A 13,300-nucleotide genomic window follows, 5' to 3' on the forward strand; every position below is an offset into this window, starting at 1 on the left:
CTTCGGCTCGGCGGACGGTTACGCAGTGGCGTGGGTCGCGTTGACGACCCGACACCAATGGTCGAGGGTACTCCTCAACACGAATGCCTGTCGTCCCAGGCTCACGCCGCGTTACTCGTGCAGGAGGAATGGGTGCAGTTCGGTCGCTATTACGAAGAGTTCGAGGTCGGTGCGGTCTACAAGCACTGGCCGGGCAAAACGGTCACCGAGTACGACGACCATCTGTTCTGCCTCATCACCATGAATCACCATCCGCTGCACCTCGACTCGCACTACGCCGAGGAGACCACCGACTTCGGGAAGAACGTCGTGGTCGGCAACTACATCTACTCGCTGCTGCTGGGGATGTCGGTGCCGGACGTGTCCGGCAAGGCGATCGCGAATCTCGAGGTCGAATCGCTGAAACACGTGAAGCCGACGTTCCACGGTGACACCATCTACGGCGAGACCGAGGTGCTGGACAAGACGCCGTCGAAGTCGAAGGACGATCGCGGCGTCGTCTACGTCGAGACCCGCGGTTACAAGCAGGACGGCACGATCGTGTGTGTGTTCCGTCGCAAGGTGATGGTGCCGAAGCGGTCTTACGGTGACAGCAGGGGCGGTGAACAGCCCGGCCGCCCCGTGCCGCACGAATAACGGCTGTCACGAACGGAAGAGTGGAGCGCGTCGATGCCCATCGGGCTGGATGAGATCAAAAGCCGCTTGCGGAAGTTCGCGACGGTCGAGGCAGCCGGTGTTTCGCCGCTGTACGAGCACTTGGCGGCGAAGGCGGCCGAGGACGACGACGTCGCCGGGCTGCTGACCGACGCCCGCGGCGGCGAAGCGCGCGGAACGCTGCTGATGGCGACCGCGCACCGGCTCATCCAGGCCGACCCGATCCACCCGCTCTCGCGGTACTACCCGTCCGTCGGCGGCTTCGACGGCGTGGACTCGGAGACGTGGCCGCTGTTCCGTTCGTTCCTGCTGGAGCGGGCGGACAGGGCGCGGGCGATCATCGCCTCGCGGTACACGCAGACCAACGAGGTCCGCCGCGCCGCGCTGCTCTACCCCGCGGTGACGGCGGCGGCCAAGGAGGCGGGCGGCAAGATCGCGCTGCTCGAGGTCGGCTGCAGCGCCGGACTGCTCCTCGGCATGGACAAGTACGCCTACCGCTACCAGTGCGACGGCGGTGAACAACTCACCGCCGGGCCCGCGAAGACCGCCGTCGGCCTGCACTGCGCGCTGGACCTCGCGCTCGGCGCCGTCACGCCGAAGGTGCCGAAGAAGCTGACGATCACCGCCCGCGCCGGCCTCGACCGCGCCCCGGTGGACCTCGCCGACGAGGACGAACTGGCCTGGCTCGAAGCCTGCGTTTGGGCTGATCAGCCGGACCGGATCCGGCTCCTTCGCACGGCTGCGGCGGCGCAGGCCAAACAGCGGCCGGACCTGATCACCGGCGACGCCGTCGACGACCTCGCCTCGGCCGCCGCCACGCTGCCCGCCGACGTCCCCCTCGTCGTGCTGACCAGCCACGTGCTGGCGTACCTGGGGGAGCGGCGGGCGGACTTCCTCGAAGCGCTGCGGGAACTCGCCGCGGACAGGCCGCTGTGGTGGGTCAGCGAGGAGTTCTACGCCGCCGCGCTGGAGCCCCTGGTGCCCGGCAGGACCGACCTGGCCGAACCCGCGGACCAGGCCGTGCTCGGGCTGGTCCGCTGGGACGACGGCGTCCCGGACGTGCGCGCGCTGGCCAGGACCGCCCCGCACGGACAGCGGATGACCTGGCTCCCGGTTTAACCATTCCGCGCGGAGAACATGTCGGGAAGGCATCGATGAGGATAATTTTCACCTCATGCGCTGCTTTATCCCGGCCGTCTTTGCCGAATCGGACACGGCGGTTGTCAAGCAGGTGAGGCATTCGCGGCGGGAAGCACTCCCCAGTCGCGGAGAGTGACGAACAGGAGTTCGGCCAGCCGGTCGCCTTTGTCGAGTTCGATCAAGGTTTCGGCGTCGATCCACCGTGCGTCCGCGGCGTCGTCCCCGGCACGGAGAGTGCCGCCGGTGATCGAGCAGGCGTAGTCGTGGATGTCGTACGGGCCGCGGCGGGCGTTGCCGACGTATGTGCCCGGTATCACGTCCAGACCGGTCTCTTCGCGCAGCTCGCGAATGACGGCCGCTTCGTCCGTTTCGCCTGGTTCCACGCGTCCGCCGGGGACCGACCACAGTCCACGTCCGGGTTCATTCGCGCGCTGAATCAGCAGAATCCGCCCGAGTTCGTCGTGGACGATGCCGCCGACACAGCGGACGGTGCTGTCCGAAACGGTGTTCATTCCCGAATGGTAGACGCGGGCTTCCTGACAACGGCTGTCCTGTACACGGAGAGTAGCCATACGGTACACTTCTCCTCGCCGGCTGACCCAAGCGCGGGACTTCCCTCCCGCGCCGGTGGAAGGTGCGGTACAAAATGAAGAGCAAGTATCCGCAGTCAGTCACCGTAAGAGACAGGATTGATCGCCGTGAACGCGAAAAAGCTACTCACTTTCGCAGGAATCGCGTTGGTGCTGTTCTTCGTGATCGCGCAGCCGGGTCAGGCCGCGGGCCTCGTGGGAAACATCATCGGCTTCCTGCGTGACTCGGCCGAATCGGTGATCACCTTCGTCAGCAACGTCTTCAGCTAGCGGGGGAGCGGATACTCTATAGGTATGTTCGCCCCACGCGATCCAGACGAGTACCTCCTCGACACCGAGCGGCGGGTCATCAGGATTCGCCGTCATTGGGCGGTGCTGCTGTGGGACACCTTCGAGGCGGTGGCCTTGCTGGCCATCTGCGTCCTGGTGTCCTATCTGCTGCCGGCCGCCGCGTGGGTGATCCAGAACATCCTCTGGTACGCCGCGTTGCTCGTCATCCTGCGCTTCGCGTACGTGGTGATGGAGTGGTGGGTCGAGCGGCTGGTCGTCACGGACAAGCGCTTCGTCATGACCACCGGCGTCTACACCACCAAGGTGCTGATGATGCCGATCACCAAGGTCACCGACCTCACCTACGAGCGTTCGGCGACCGGCCGGATCTTCGGCTACGGGACGATGGTGGTCGAGTCGGCCGGTCAGATCCAGGCGCTGAACCGCATCGACTATCTGCCGAAGCCGGAAGAGTTCTACGACACGATCTCCGAGCTCGTCTTCGGCGACAAGCAGAAGCAGGCCGAGCGCTTTTCGATGATCAAGGCGCAGCGTGCGGCGCGCGGCAAGAAGAAGGTCGGTTAGCGCAGGTCCCGGGGTCGCTGTGACCTGGCGCATCGTCGATACTGATGCGCGATGCGCATCGACCTGCACGCCCACTCCACCGCCTCCGACGGTACCGACAGCCCTGCCGGGCTGATCGCCGCCGCCGCGAAGGCGGGCCTCGACGTAGTCGCGATCACCGATCACGACACCACGGCCGGCTGGGCCCCGGCCGCCGAGGCACTCCCGCCCGGGCTTTCCCTGGTGCCCGGTGCCGAGCTGTCCACCATCTCCGTCGATCCGGTGACCGGGCGGCACGTCAGTGTCCACCTGCTCGCGTACCTCTTCGACCCGGCGTCGACGGCGGTCGTCGCCGAGCAGACCCGGCTGCGGTCGGAGCGACGCTGGCGCCTGCGGGTGATGGCCGAGCGGATGGCCGCCGACGGCCTGCCTGTCGATCCCGACGAGATCATGTCGCTGCTGCCCGAGGACGGTTCGGCCGGTCGGCCGCATCTCGCGCAAGCCTTGGTGCGGGCCGGTGTCGTCTCGTCGGTGAACGAGGCCTTCGGGAGCTACCTCGGCAACGGCAGCGGGTATTTCGTGGCACGGCAGGACACGCTCGTGGAGGACGCGATCGACATGATCGCCGAAGCGGGCGGGGTCACCGTGATCGCGCATCCCTTCGCCTACACGCGAGGCGCGACCATCACCGTCGACGTGCTCGCCGGGCTGGCCGGGCACGGGCTCACCGGTGTCGAGGTCGACCACCCGAACCACGACGAGGAGACCCGCGTCCGGCTGCACGGGCTGGCGGGGGAGCTGGGGCTCGTGCGTACCGGGTCCAGCGACTACCACGGCACGAACAAGACCATCGATCTCGGCGACGAGACCACCGACCCGCTCGCGCTCGAAGAACTCGTCGCGCGTTCGACCGGGTACCGGGTCGTGACCCGATGACGATCACGGACTTCTTCGACGCGCGCCTGTTCATGAGCGCGACGATCACGCTGATCGTCATCATGGACCCGCCCGGCACGGTGCCGGTGTTCCTGAGCCTGACCGGCCGCAAGCCGGTGGCGTTCCGTGCCAAGGCCGCGCGGCAGGCGGTGCTGGTCTCCCTGCTGGTGATCTCGCTGTTCGCCGTCGCGGGACAGGCGATCCTGTCGTATCTCGGCATCGGGATCCCGGCGCTGCAGGGCGCCGGCGGGCTGTTGCTGCTGCTCATCGCGCTGCAGTTGCTGACCGGGAAGACCGGTGGCGAGTCCGAGGCGGCGGGTGACGACGTCAACGTCGCGCTCGTGCCGCTCGGGACGCCGCTGCTCGCCGGTCCGGGCGCGATCGCCGCGACCATCGTCTTCGTGCGGCAGGCCGACGGGCATCCAGGCGCGTACGTGGCTCTCGCGCTTTCGATCGTGACGGTGCACTTCGTGCTGTACCTGTGCATGCGGTACTCGGGCGTGGTCATCCGGCTGATCAAGGAAAGCGGGATCACGCTGCTGGCGAAGATCGCCGGTCTGCTGCTGGCCGCCATCGCGGTCGAGCTGGTGGCGAACTCGGTGAAGGGCTTTATCGCGGGCACCTGACCCCTTCAGCTCTCTGGTCGGCGGGCGATAGCAAAGGTCCCTTGCTCTCTTCGGCGGGGATGCCCTCGAAAAGTGTCGGTGGGGGTGCGTAGCGTTGCGGGCGGGGTGATCCGATGGAGCAGATTGGTTTCGACTTCGGCGTCGAAGCGCCGCGCAAGCTGACGAAGGTCTCGCCCGCGCGCCTCGCGACGTTCGAAGATTGCCCGCGCCGCTACCGCATGTCGTATCTCGACCGCCCGTCCCCGACGCGCACCGGGGCGTGGGCGCACAGCACGCTCGGCGCGGTGGTGCACAACGCTTTGCGGGCGTTGTTCGACCTGCCGGTGATCAAGCGCGTGCCGCAGCGGGCGATGGCGCTCGTCGCCGAGCACTGGAAGGACGCCGGGTTCGAAGACTCCGACCAGGCCGCCCGGTATCGCGCCCGCGCCAAGGGATGGGTCGCGGAGTACGTCGAGGACAACGACGTCAGCGTCGACCCGGTCGGGCTGGAGCGCTGGGTTTCGGCGCCCGTCACGCTCGAGCCGGGCAGCGGGCCCAGCCTCATCATCGAGGGCCGCGCCGACCGTATCGACCAGCGCGGCCGGGAGCTGGTGATCATCGACTACAAGACCGGCCGCCGCGCGCCGGACGAGTACGAGGCGCGCTCGTCGCAGGCCTTGGCGCTGTACGCGGTCGCGGCCGCCAGGACGCTGCGGACGCCGTGCTACCAGGTCGAGCTGCATCACGTGCCCACCGGCACCATCGCTGCCGCCGAGCACACCGAGCAGAGCCTGAAACGGCATCTCCAGCGCGCCGACGAGACCGCCGGGGACCTGCGGCTGGCAACGGATACGCTGAAGGCCGGCGGTGACGAGGACGTGTTGTTTCCCGCGCGCCCGAGCCGCCGGTGCTCATGGTGCGACTTCCGGCCCAGTTGCGCGGCCGGTCAAGAGGCCGGGCCCGCGGCCCAGCCGTGGGAGTTGCTGGCGCCCTAGCTTCCCGAGACCCGACGATTGGACAGGCGAGGACGTGTCGTCACCGGACACCGAAGAGCTCGCGACCACGCCGCCCGCGGACCAGGCCGAGACGCCCGAACGCGGCCGGTTCTGGCGCGGGCTGACCGGTTCGCTCGCGGCCGGGATGGTCGTGCTCGCGGTGCTCGTCCTCGCGATCGCCGGGATCTGCCTGTTCTCCGGCGCACCGGGGCCGGGGCCGCTGATGCTGATCGGACATCCTGTCGCGGCGGTGGTCGCTTCGCTGGCCCAACGGGTCGTCGATTCGCGTAATGGCCGCCCCGCGGGCTTCGCGGGTCTCGCCGTCGTGGTGAGCGTGACGGCCGCGCTGAGCCTGTTCTGGTGGAGCTGACGGCAGGAAACTGCCACCGGACCGGAAAAGCGGCCTGGCACGGCGAAACTTTGAACTCACTGGGCGCGTCGTAGACGAACACGCCGCCGCACAGCGAGGACGAAGGGCACCGTTATGACCTACCCACCCCAGCCAGGACAGCCCCAGTACGGCCATGACGGGCAGCACTACCCAGAACAGCAGCAGTACCCGGGGCAACAGCAGTACCCAGGACAGCAGTACCAGCAGGGCGGCTACGACCAGAGCGGCGCGTACCCGCAGCAGCAGTATCCCCAGCAGCAGTACCCCGGTCAGAACCAGCAGTACGGACAGGGCTTCGGCGGGCCGCCCGCGCCCCCGAAGAACGGCAAGACCGGTCTGATCGTGGGCATCGCCGCCGCTGCCGTGGTGGTGATCACGCTGGGTATCACCGGCTTCGTCGCTCCCGGGTTCTTCCTCGGCGACGACAAGGCCGACAAGGCGGCAGGACCGGAGGCGACCGCGCAGGCGGTCGTCGACGGCATCAACGCCCACGACAGGCCCGCGTTGACCGCGCTCAAGTGCGTGAATGCGGAAAAGGACGTCGATCAGTCCATCGAACGAGTCGACGACGTCTCGAGCGCCACGCTCGGCGGGATCACGAAGGTCTCCGAGACCGAGTACACCGTGGACGTCACGGTGAGCGTCGAAGGCCGAAACCGCACCGGTACCGGCACGCTCGCCCGAGAGGGCGAGAAATGGTGCTGGAAGGAAATCGGCCGGTTTCGGAGCAAGACCTCGACGACCACGACGACGCGATGACGGCAGGCGGGAGCAAGGGACCTTTGCTATCGCCCGCCGGTCACTTGAGGGCGACCAGCGTGGGGCCGCGCTGCTCCAGCAGCACCGGCCCGACCGAAGAGAGCTGCACCGGGCCGTTGTAGCCGCGGCGGTCGACGCCGACGGTGCGGACCGTGGTCCCGGTCAGCTCGTCGAGTACGGCGAGCCCGCCCTGGATCGGCACGACCAGCTGGTCCCCGAAGGTCACGCCGGGACCGACGGCGCTGTTCAGCGTCCAGCGCGGCGTGAGGTCGTCCCGTGAGAACGCCATGGTCTTCGAGCCGGTGAACCAGTAGACGCCCTGCGCGGTCCACGCGGTCGTCATGATGCCGCCCACCGGATCCTGCGCGAGGTCCGAGGCGGGCACGTCGAGCGGGTACGCCGACTTCTGCTGGCCGTCGCCACCGTAGATGACCAGCAGTTTCTGTTCGGGGAGCACGATCAGCGCGAGGTCGCCGGACATCGCGACGACTTTCGCGTTCTTCCCGGCGAGCACGGTGCTGTAGTCGACCTTGGGGTCGTCGGCTTCGTCGTTGGTCGCGCGGTAGACGGTGAGGCGGTCGGCAGGGTCGCCGGGGCAGCGTTCGATCACGCCGATCTTGCCCGCCGCGGCGGCCACCGTGCCGTAGGTGCAGCCCGTCCTCGGCTGCTTGTTCGCGTTCACCATGGCGGGGACCTGGCCGTACTCCATGCTCTTGACCAGGTCGTCGCGCCAGGTGTTGAGCAGTTTCTTACCGGTCGTGGTGATGTGCGAGCCGTCGACGACGAGCCGGGTGCCGAGTTCGGCGTCGCCGTTGCGCTGTGCGGTGCGGCGCCCTGTCCCCGCGTCGAGCTGGGTGACCTCGCTGCAGCCGGTGTCCTTGCGGTACACCGCGTCCACCTTGATCCCGGCGAGCGCGACGGTGCACAGTTCGAGATCCCGGGAGTAGCGCCAGCGGACGTCGCCGGTGTACGGGTCCCGGCCGAGTACCTCGCCCTTGTCGGCGGTGACGACGCTGTTGGCCTCGCCGATCGGGACGGGCGTCGACGCACTCGGCGCCTGCCACAGCTCGCTCAGTGAGCCGGGGACTTCCGACGGTGCGGGCGGGAGCCCGGGCGGCAGGGTGGTGGCGACCTGCGCGACCGTCGCCGCGTTGTCGCTGGTCACGCCGATGACGACGCCGGTGACCGCGACGGCCACCACGATCGCCGCGGCGAACACGCGATCCCGCTTGCGGTTCCACGGCGAGCGCCGGGCGCGTTTCCCGGCCAGTGGCGGCTCGGTGGCCTCCACCGGCGCGGGGTCGGCGTCCAGTACGTCTTCAGTGCCGATCGCGGCCGTGGCGTCCGGCTCTTCGCCTGTCGACGTCTGTTCGGGATCGGAGGGCACGGGCCGCGCCGGATCATCGTCCGGCGCGGCGTCCCAGCGTTCGCTCACGTGCCCTAGCCCCCCACGTCCGCGGTCTGAAAGCTCAGTCTGCCGACGAAGGTGTATCAGAAGTCGCCGACGGACGGCGACGGCGGCGTCGACGAGCCGGACGCTCGGCGCTGTCGCCGGCCTCCTTCTCGACGGCCGGACCGCTGACCTCAGGGCTCGGCTTCGCGCCACCGCGGCTGCGACGACGGGACCTCGTCCGGCCCTCCGAGGAGGACCCAGCGGTATCAGAGGACTCGCTCGCGGCGCCATCCGCCGAAGCGGCGGCGTCGGCGGCCTCGATCTTGGCCGCCGAGTCGGCACCGCCGCGGGTCCGCTTGCGCGGCGCGCGGTTGCGCTTGCGGGGAGCCTCTTCGTCCTTCGGGCCCTGGCTCTGACCCTGGCCGCGGCCACGGCGCTTGCCGCCCAGGTCCTCTTCGACCTCGGCCGAGAGGCCGGCGCGGGTCCGCTTCGACAGCGGGAGACGGCCGGTGGTGCCCTCGGGGATGCCCAGGTCGCTGAACAGGTGCTTGGACGACGAGTACGTCTCGGCGGGCTCGGGCATGTCGAGCCCGAGGGTGTCGGAGATCATCTTCCAGCGCGGTTCCTCGTCCCAGTCGACGAGGGTGATCGCGACACCGGTGCGCCCGGCGCGGCCGGTGCGGCCGATCCGGTGAACGTAGGTCTTCTCGTCCTCCGGCGTCTGGTAGTTGATCACGTGCGTGACGTCGTCGATGTCGATGCCGCGGGCGGCGACATCGGTGGCGACCAGCACGTCGACCTTGCCGGAGCGGAACGCGCGCAGCGCCTGCTCGCGGGCGCCCTGGCCCAGGTCACCGTGCACGGCGGCGGCCGCGAAGCCGCGCTCGACGAGCTCGTCGGCGACCTTCTGCGCGGTGCGCTTGGTGCGGGTGAAGATCATCGTCAGGCCGCGACCCTCGGCCTGCAGCGCGCGGGCGATCAGCTCGGGCTTGTCCATCGAGTGCGCCCGGTAGACGAACTGGGTGGTGCGCTCGTGGATCGCGCCGGCGTCGTTCTCCTCGGCGCGGATGTGCGTCGGCTGGGTCAGGAACGTGCGGGCCAGGGTGATGATCGGGCCCGGCATGGTCGCCGAGAACAGCATCGTCTGGCGCTTGTCCGGGACCATCCGCAGGATGCGCTCGATGTCCGGCAGGAAGCCGAGGTCGAGCATCTCGTCGGCCTCGTCCAGCACCAGACCGCGGACCTTGCCCAGCACGAGGTGCTTCTGCTCGGCCAGGTCCAGCAGGCGGCCGGGGGTGCCGATCACGACGTCGACGCCGCTGCGCAGCGCCGCGATCTGCGGCTCGTACGGACGGCCGCCGTAGATGGCCAGCGTGCGGATGCCGAGGTGCTTGCCCGCGCCCTTCAGGTCGTTCGCGACCTGGATGCACAGCTCACGGGTCGGCACGACGACCAGCACCTGCGGGGTGCCGTCGCCGGGGACCTCGACGCGGTGCAGCAGCGGGACGCCGAAGCCCAGCGTCTTGCCCATGCCCGTGCGGGCCTGGCCGATCAGGTCGTCGCCGGCCATGGCCAGCGGCAGCGTCAGCGCCTGGATGGCGAAGGTGCGCTCGATCCCGGCCTCGCCGAGTGCCTTCACGATCTCCGGCTTGACGCCGAAGGAAGCGAAGGTGGGGGATTCGGGTTCCACCGGTGCGCCCGCCTGCAGCGGGTGCGACGTGTCGAGTGCGGCCGGGCCGGTCTCGCTGTGCTCCAGCGCGACGGCCTCCGGGAGGCTCGTGGTGGTGTTCTCTTCGGTGGTGATTTCGTTCGTGGTCAGGGTGCTCGCCTCTCTCGTGACCAGCGCGCACTGCCCTGGTCACCGATCGACACTCGACCACGAAAATTCGCTCGGCTCCGCGCTACTGGCGCTGAAGCGGCCCTTCGTGGGAATGCCGCAGGATGGCGTGCACGCACATCATTCTTGTGCTGACCGGGGCCACACCGGCTGTCCTTCAGCCGCAGCGGCGTCCCGATCCGGGACGGAAGATCCGTCGTATCCGGCCGTCAGTGTACCTGGTCTGCGGTTTTAGGAAAGTCCCCGCCGCGCCGGTGAGGGTGGGATCGGTCTCTTCCCCTCCGGGTGAGTGTGTTCGGCGATACTCTTTCCGCCGTGACGGAGGCAAAGCAGATCAGTGAAGGCGTAGTCGATTTGCTCGGCGTACTCGCCTATGGGGAATTGTCCGCATTCGATCGCATGGCCGAGGACGCGCGCACCGCGCCGACGCTGTCCGGCCGGGCCGCGCTGGCGTCCATGGCGGCCGCCGAGATCGGGCACTACGACCTGCTCACCAAGCATCTGGCGGGGCACGGCGTCGCGATCGAAGACGCGATGCGGCCCTTCGTCGGGCACATCGACGCCTGGCACGCCTCCACGGCGCCGCGCTCCTGGCTCGAGTCCCTGGTGAAGGCCTACGTCGGCGACGGGCTCGCCGCGGACCTCTACCGCGAGATGGCCAGCTGGCTCGACCCCGAGACCAAGGATCTGGTGCTCACCGTGCTCGCCGACACGGGGCATTCGGCCTTCGCCGAGCGCGAGGTCGCGGCCGGGATCCTGGCCGACCCGAAGGCGCGCGACAAGCTCGCGCTGTGGGGCCGCCGCCTGCTGGGCGAGGCGCTGACGCAGGCCCAGTACGTCGTCGCCGAGCGGGACGGGCTCGCCGAACTGATCGTCGAAGGCTCGGGCGACCTTTCGGGAATCGCCGCGCTGTTCCGCCGGTTGCAGCAGGGGCACACCAAGCGCATGCAGGTGCTGGGGCTCGGCTGAGCCCTTCGGCTAGCCTTGGCGAACCAGTGAATTTCGAACTTTCAAGCGGAGGTCCCACGTGGAGGTCAAGATCGGCATCAAGGACACGCCGCGAGAGCTCGTGGTGTCCAGCAGCCAGTCGCCCGACGAAGTCGAGGAACTGGTCGCGAACGCCTTGAGGGCCGGCGACGGGATCTTCCGCCTCGACGACGAAAAGGGCCGCAAGTACATCGTGCCCACCGACCGGATCGCCTACGTGGAGATCGCGCCGTCGGACGTCCGCAAGGTCGGTTTCGCCGTCGGAGGCTGACCCGTTCGGGTCATAGTCACATGTCACAGTGGCGTCACCGCTGCGTCTCAGCTCGCTCTCAGATTTGATCGTCACGCTAAGGCGGGGACGGCAGGGGGCTAGCCGAGAAATGAGGTGGACGGCGTCACTGTGATGGACCGCGCGCTGGTCGACAGCGCGCGAACTGTTCCCGGACAAGGCAAACGGGTCGCGGGGCGGCTGACCGGTATCGACGTCGCCCGCGGCCTGGCCGTACTCGGCATGTACGCGGTGCATGTCGGCCCCGAACCCGCCAAGGGCGGCATCGGGGTGCTGTTCAAACCTTTCGAAGGCCACTCCGCGGCGTTGTTCGCGGTGCTGGCCGGGGTCTCGGTCGCGCTGATGTCCGGCGGTCGCCGCCCGAAGCTGGGCCGCGACCGGACGCGCGTCGCGCTCAAGCTGGCGACCCGCGCACCGCTCTTGGTGGCGCTGGGGCTGTGGCTGACCAGCCTCGAGACCGGCTACATGGTGATCCTGGCCTACTACGGGGCCTGTTTCCTCTTCGCGATCCCGTGGCTTCGCGCGGGCGCCAAGACGCTGGCGATCACGGCGGTCGCCGTCGCCGTGGCGGGCCCGGTGCTCTCGCATCTGATCAGGGTGCAGCTGCTGCCCCGCGATCTCCTCTTCTTCGCGCCGGACCTGACCGCGGACGACGTCACGTCGACGGGTCTGCTGAAGGCCGCGACAGTCCTCGTCCTGACCGGGACTTTCCCCGCGCTGACGCTGATGGCGTACGTGTTCGCCGGGATGTCGCTCGGGCGGATGGACCTGACCTCGCGCAGTGTGTGCCGTCGGCTGTTCTTCGGCGGGTCGGCGCTCGCGGTGGGCGGGTACCTCGTGTCCTGGATCGCGACCGGGCCGCTCGGCGGCATGCAGGCCGTCTACCGCTCGCTGGAACCCGCGGCCGCGCAGATGGGGATGACGCCGCAGGAGTTCTTCCGGCTGCACCAGACCTGGATCCACGGCACGCCGCCGACCACCAGCTGGGCCTGGGAACTGCTGCCGACGGGTACTTCGTACACGCCGTTCGACCTGCTGATCTCGATCGGGATCGCGGCGGCGGTGATCGGCGGCTGCCAGCTGCTGATGCCGAGGTTCGAGCGCGTGCTGCGGCCGCTTTCGGACCTGGGCGGGCGGGTGCTGAGCGCGTACGTGCTGCATTTCGTGGCGATCGCGCTGCTGTGGGACGAGAGCGACGGCGACTCGATCTTCAGCGTGGTGCACTTCGTCGAGTTCTCGGTGGTCGCGCTGACCGCCGCGGTGCTGTGGCGGAAGTTGGTCGGGCGCGGGCCGCTGGAATGGGCGATGAACAAGCTGTCGAGCTGGCCGAAGCACCTGTTCACCGATGCCCGGGTACCCGCTCAACGGCGTGGCTGAGATCTCTTTGCGCGTGAAGGGTCAAGTGACCGGGCCGACTCGGTACTTCACGTGACTGGGCGGGCGGTGCGTGTGATCAGACGGGCCACACACGTGACTGGACGGGCGACACGCGCGCGGTCGGGGTCTCACCGCGTGTGGCCCGTCCAGTCACGTGTGTGGCCCGCCCAATCACGCGAAAGCGCCCGACCGTAGGTACCTGAGACACGCTTGGCCTTAACCCGCTTGAAGTACGTGAAGGACCCCTTCACTGCGCTAGGCGCAGCGAAGGGGTCCTTCACGTACTGGGGAAGGTGCGAAGGTCGAGTTTCTTCGGCTCAGCCGAGGGGAGGGGGACTTCACGCGGCGCCGTTGGGCTGGTGAAGTTACTGGCCGTTCCACGCCGGGTGAGGGGAACTTTGAGGGACCCTGGAGGCTGTTGCGTTTTCGGATTGGGGTTCGTTGGTGTTGGTGGGGCGGGGCCGGAGGCCCTGCCCCATCACACTGTCTGGGGCTGGGTGGTGGTGAAGAGGC

General features: G+C 68.7%; 15 protein-coding genes. 12 read left to right on the top strand and 3 right to left on the bottom strand.

Translation table 11 applies throughout. The features are described 5' to 3' along the window. Nucleotides 1–57: 57 nt before the first annotated feature. Entirely contained in the window at nucleotides 58–636 is a 579-nt protein-coding gene (locus ACFOSH_RS20955; protein ID WP_378240711.1) for a MaoC family dehydratase, read from the top strand. Nucleotides 637–669: 33 nt separating this feature from the next. Continuing rightward, complete coding sequence (locus ACFOSH_RS20960) at nucleotides 670–1,773, top strand: DUF2332 domain-containing protein (protein WP_378240712.1); 1,104 nt, start codon at nucleotides 670–672, stop codon at nucleotides 1,771–1,773. Between the two features lie 104 nt (nucleotides 1,774–1,877). Here ACFOSH_RS20960 and ACFOSH_RS20965 read toward each other — a convergent pair whose 3' ends face one another. Next, complete coding sequence (locus tag ACFOSH_RS20965) at nucleotides 1,878–2,306, bottom strand: NUDIX hydrolase (RefSeq protein WP_378240713.1); 429 nt, start codon at nucleotides 2,304–2,306, stop codon at nucleotides 1,878–1,880. Nucleotides 2,307–2,492: 186 nt separating this feature from the next. On the opposite strand from ACFOSH_RS20965, the gene ACFOSH_RS20970 reads away from it, so the two are divergent. The 7 genes from ACFOSH_RS20970 (at nucleotide 2,493) to ACFOSH_RS21000 (ending at nucleotide 6,904) form a co-directional block, all read left to right on the top strand. Next, nucleotides 2,493–2,654: a hypothetical protein gene (locus tag ACFOSH_RS20970; protein WP_005167589.1), complete on the top strand. Its 162-nt coding sequence runs from the start codon at nucleotides 2,493–2,495 to the stop codon at nucleotides 2,652–2,654. A gap of 24 nt (nucleotides 2,655–2,678) precedes the next feature. After that, nucleotides 2,679–3,239 carry a PH domain-containing protein gene (locus ACFOSH_RS20975; RefSeq protein WP_364208026.1) on the top strand — a complete coding sequence of 187 codons (561 nt, stop codon included), beginning with the start codon at nucleotides 2,679–2,681 and terminating at the stop codon, nucleotides 3,237–3,239. 51 nt (nucleotides 3,240–3,290) lie between these two features. Further along, on the top strand, nucleotides 3,291–4,154 hold the full coding sequence (locus ACFOSH_RS20980; RefSeq protein WP_378240714.1) for a PHP domain-containing protein: 864 nt from the start codon (nucleotides 3,291–3,293) through the stop codon (nucleotides 4,152–4,154). After that, nucleotides 4,151–4,780 carry a MarC family protein gene (locus ACFOSH_RS20985; RefSeq protein ID WP_378240715.1) on the top strand — a complete coding sequence of 210 codons (630 nt, stop codon included), beginning with the start codon at nucleotides 4,151–4,153 and terminating at the stop codon, nucleotides 4,778–4,780. Before ACFOSH_RS20980 ends, ACFOSH_RS20985 begins: the two co-directional genes overlap by 4 nt. 113 nt (nucleotides 4,781–4,893) lie before the next feature. After that, nucleotides 4,894–5,754 (top strand): RecB family exonuclease, encoded by an 861-nt coding sequence (locus tag ACFOSH_RS20990; protein ID WP_378240716.1) that lies wholly within the window; start codon nucleotides 4,894–4,896, stop codon nucleotides 5,752–5,754. A 34-nt stretch (nucleotides 5,755–5,788) separates the two neighbouring features. Beyond that, nucleotides 5,789–6,124, top strand: coding sequence for a hypothetical protein (locus ACFOSH_RS20995; protein ID WP_378240717.1), 336 nt, complete (start codon nucleotides 5,789–5,791; stop codon nucleotides 6,122–6,124). Nucleotides 6,125–6,238: 114 nt separating this feature from the next. Further along, nucleotides 6,239–6,904 (top strand): hypothetical protein, encoded by a 666-nt coding sequence (locus ACFOSH_RS21000; protein WP_378240718.1) that lies wholly within the window; start codon nucleotides 6,239–6,241, stop codon nucleotides 6,902–6,904. 40 nt (nucleotides 6,905–6,944) lie between these two features. Here the strand turns inward: ACFOSH_RS21000 and ACFOSH_RS21005 are convergent, their stop codons facing one another. Together ACFOSH_RS21005 and ACFOSH_RS21010 are read right to left on the bottom strand one after the other, a co-directional pair. After that, nucleotides 6,945–8,339, bottom strand: coding sequence for an Rv3212 family protein (locus tag ACFOSH_RS21005; RefSeq protein ID WP_378240719.1), 1,395 nt, complete (start codon nucleotides 8,337–8,339; stop codon nucleotides 6,945–6,947). A 34-nt stretch (nucleotides 8,340–8,373) separates the two neighbouring features. Continuing rightward, complete coding sequence (locus tag ACFOSH_RS21010; protein WP_378240720.1) at nucleotides 8,374–9,987, bottom strand: DEAD/DEAH box helicase; 1,614 nt, start codon at nucleotides 9,985–9,987, stop codon at nucleotides 8,374–8,376. Between the two features lie 462 nt (nucleotides 9,988–10,449). Between ACFOSH_RS21010 and ACFOSH_RS21015 the strand changes: the two genes are divergently transcribed. From ACFOSH_RS21015 to ACFOSH_RS21025, 3 genes are all read left to right on the top strand, one after another. Continuing rightward, nucleotides 10,450–11,103 carry a ferritin-like fold-containing protein gene (locus ACFOSH_RS21015; protein ID WP_378240721.1) on the top strand — a complete coding sequence of 218 codons (654 nt, stop codon included), beginning with the start codon at nucleotides 10,450–10,452 and terminating at the stop codon, nucleotides 11,101–11,103. A gap of 58 nt (nucleotides 11,104–11,161) precedes the next feature. Next, a complete protein-coding gene (locus ACFOSH_RS21020; protein WP_005167610.1) occupies nucleotides 11,162–11,392 on the top strand; it encodes a DUF3107 domain-containing protein in 231 nt (76 codons plus the stop codon). 114 nt (nucleotides 11,393–11,506) lie between these two features. Continuing rightward, entirely contained in the window at nucleotides 11,507–12,787 is a 1,281-nt protein-coding gene (locus ACFOSH_RS21025; RefSeq protein ID WP_378240722.1) for a heparan-alpha-glucosaminide N-acetyltransferase domain-containing protein, read from the top strand. The last annotated feature ends 513 nt before the right edge of the window (nucleotides 12,788–13,300 follow it).

This window comes from Amycolatopsis speibonae (assembly GCF_042647925.1).
GTDB classification, from domain to species: domain Bacteria; phylum Actinomycetota; class Actinomycetes; order Mycobacteriales; family Pseudonocardiaceae; genus Amycolatopsis; species Amycolatopsis speibonae.

What these genes read in the sequence shown, in the direction of transcription:
- ACFOSH_RS20955 (WP_378240711.1), top strand. Translation starts at nt 58, where the DNA reads ATGGTCGAGGGTACTCCTCAACACGAATGCCTGTCGTCCCAGGCTCAC.
- ACFOSH_RS20960 (WP_378240712.1), top strand. Translation starts at nt 670, where the DNA reads ATGCCCATCGGGCTGGATGAGATCAAAAGCCGCTTGCGGAAGTTCGCG.
- ACFOSH_RS20965 (WP_378240713.1), bottom strand. Translation starts at nt 2,306, where the DNA reads ATGAACACCGTTTCGGACAGCACCGTCCGCTGTGTCGGCGGCATCGTC.
- ACFOSH_RS20975 (WP_364208026.1), top strand. Translation starts at nt 2,679, where the DNA reads ATGTTCGCCCCACGCGATCCAGACGAGTACCTCCTCGACACCGAGCGG.
- ACFOSH_RS20980 (WP_378240714.1), top strand. Translation starts at nt 3,291, where the DNA reads ATGCGCATCGACCTGCACGCCCACTCCACCGCCTCCGACGGTACCGAC.
- ACFOSH_RS20985 (WP_378240715.1), top strand. Translation starts at nt 4,151, where the DNA reads ATGACGATCACGGACTTCTTCGACGCGCGCCTGTTCATGAGCGCGACG.
- ACFOSH_RS20990 (WP_378240716.1), top strand. Translation starts at nt 4,894, where the DNA reads ATGGAGCAGATTGGTTTCGACTTCGGCGTCGAAGCGCCGCGCAAGCTG.
- ACFOSH_RS21000 (WP_378240718.1), top strand. Translation starts at nt 6,239, where the DNA reads ATGACCTACCCACCCCAGCCAGGACAGCCCCAGTACGGCCATGACGGG.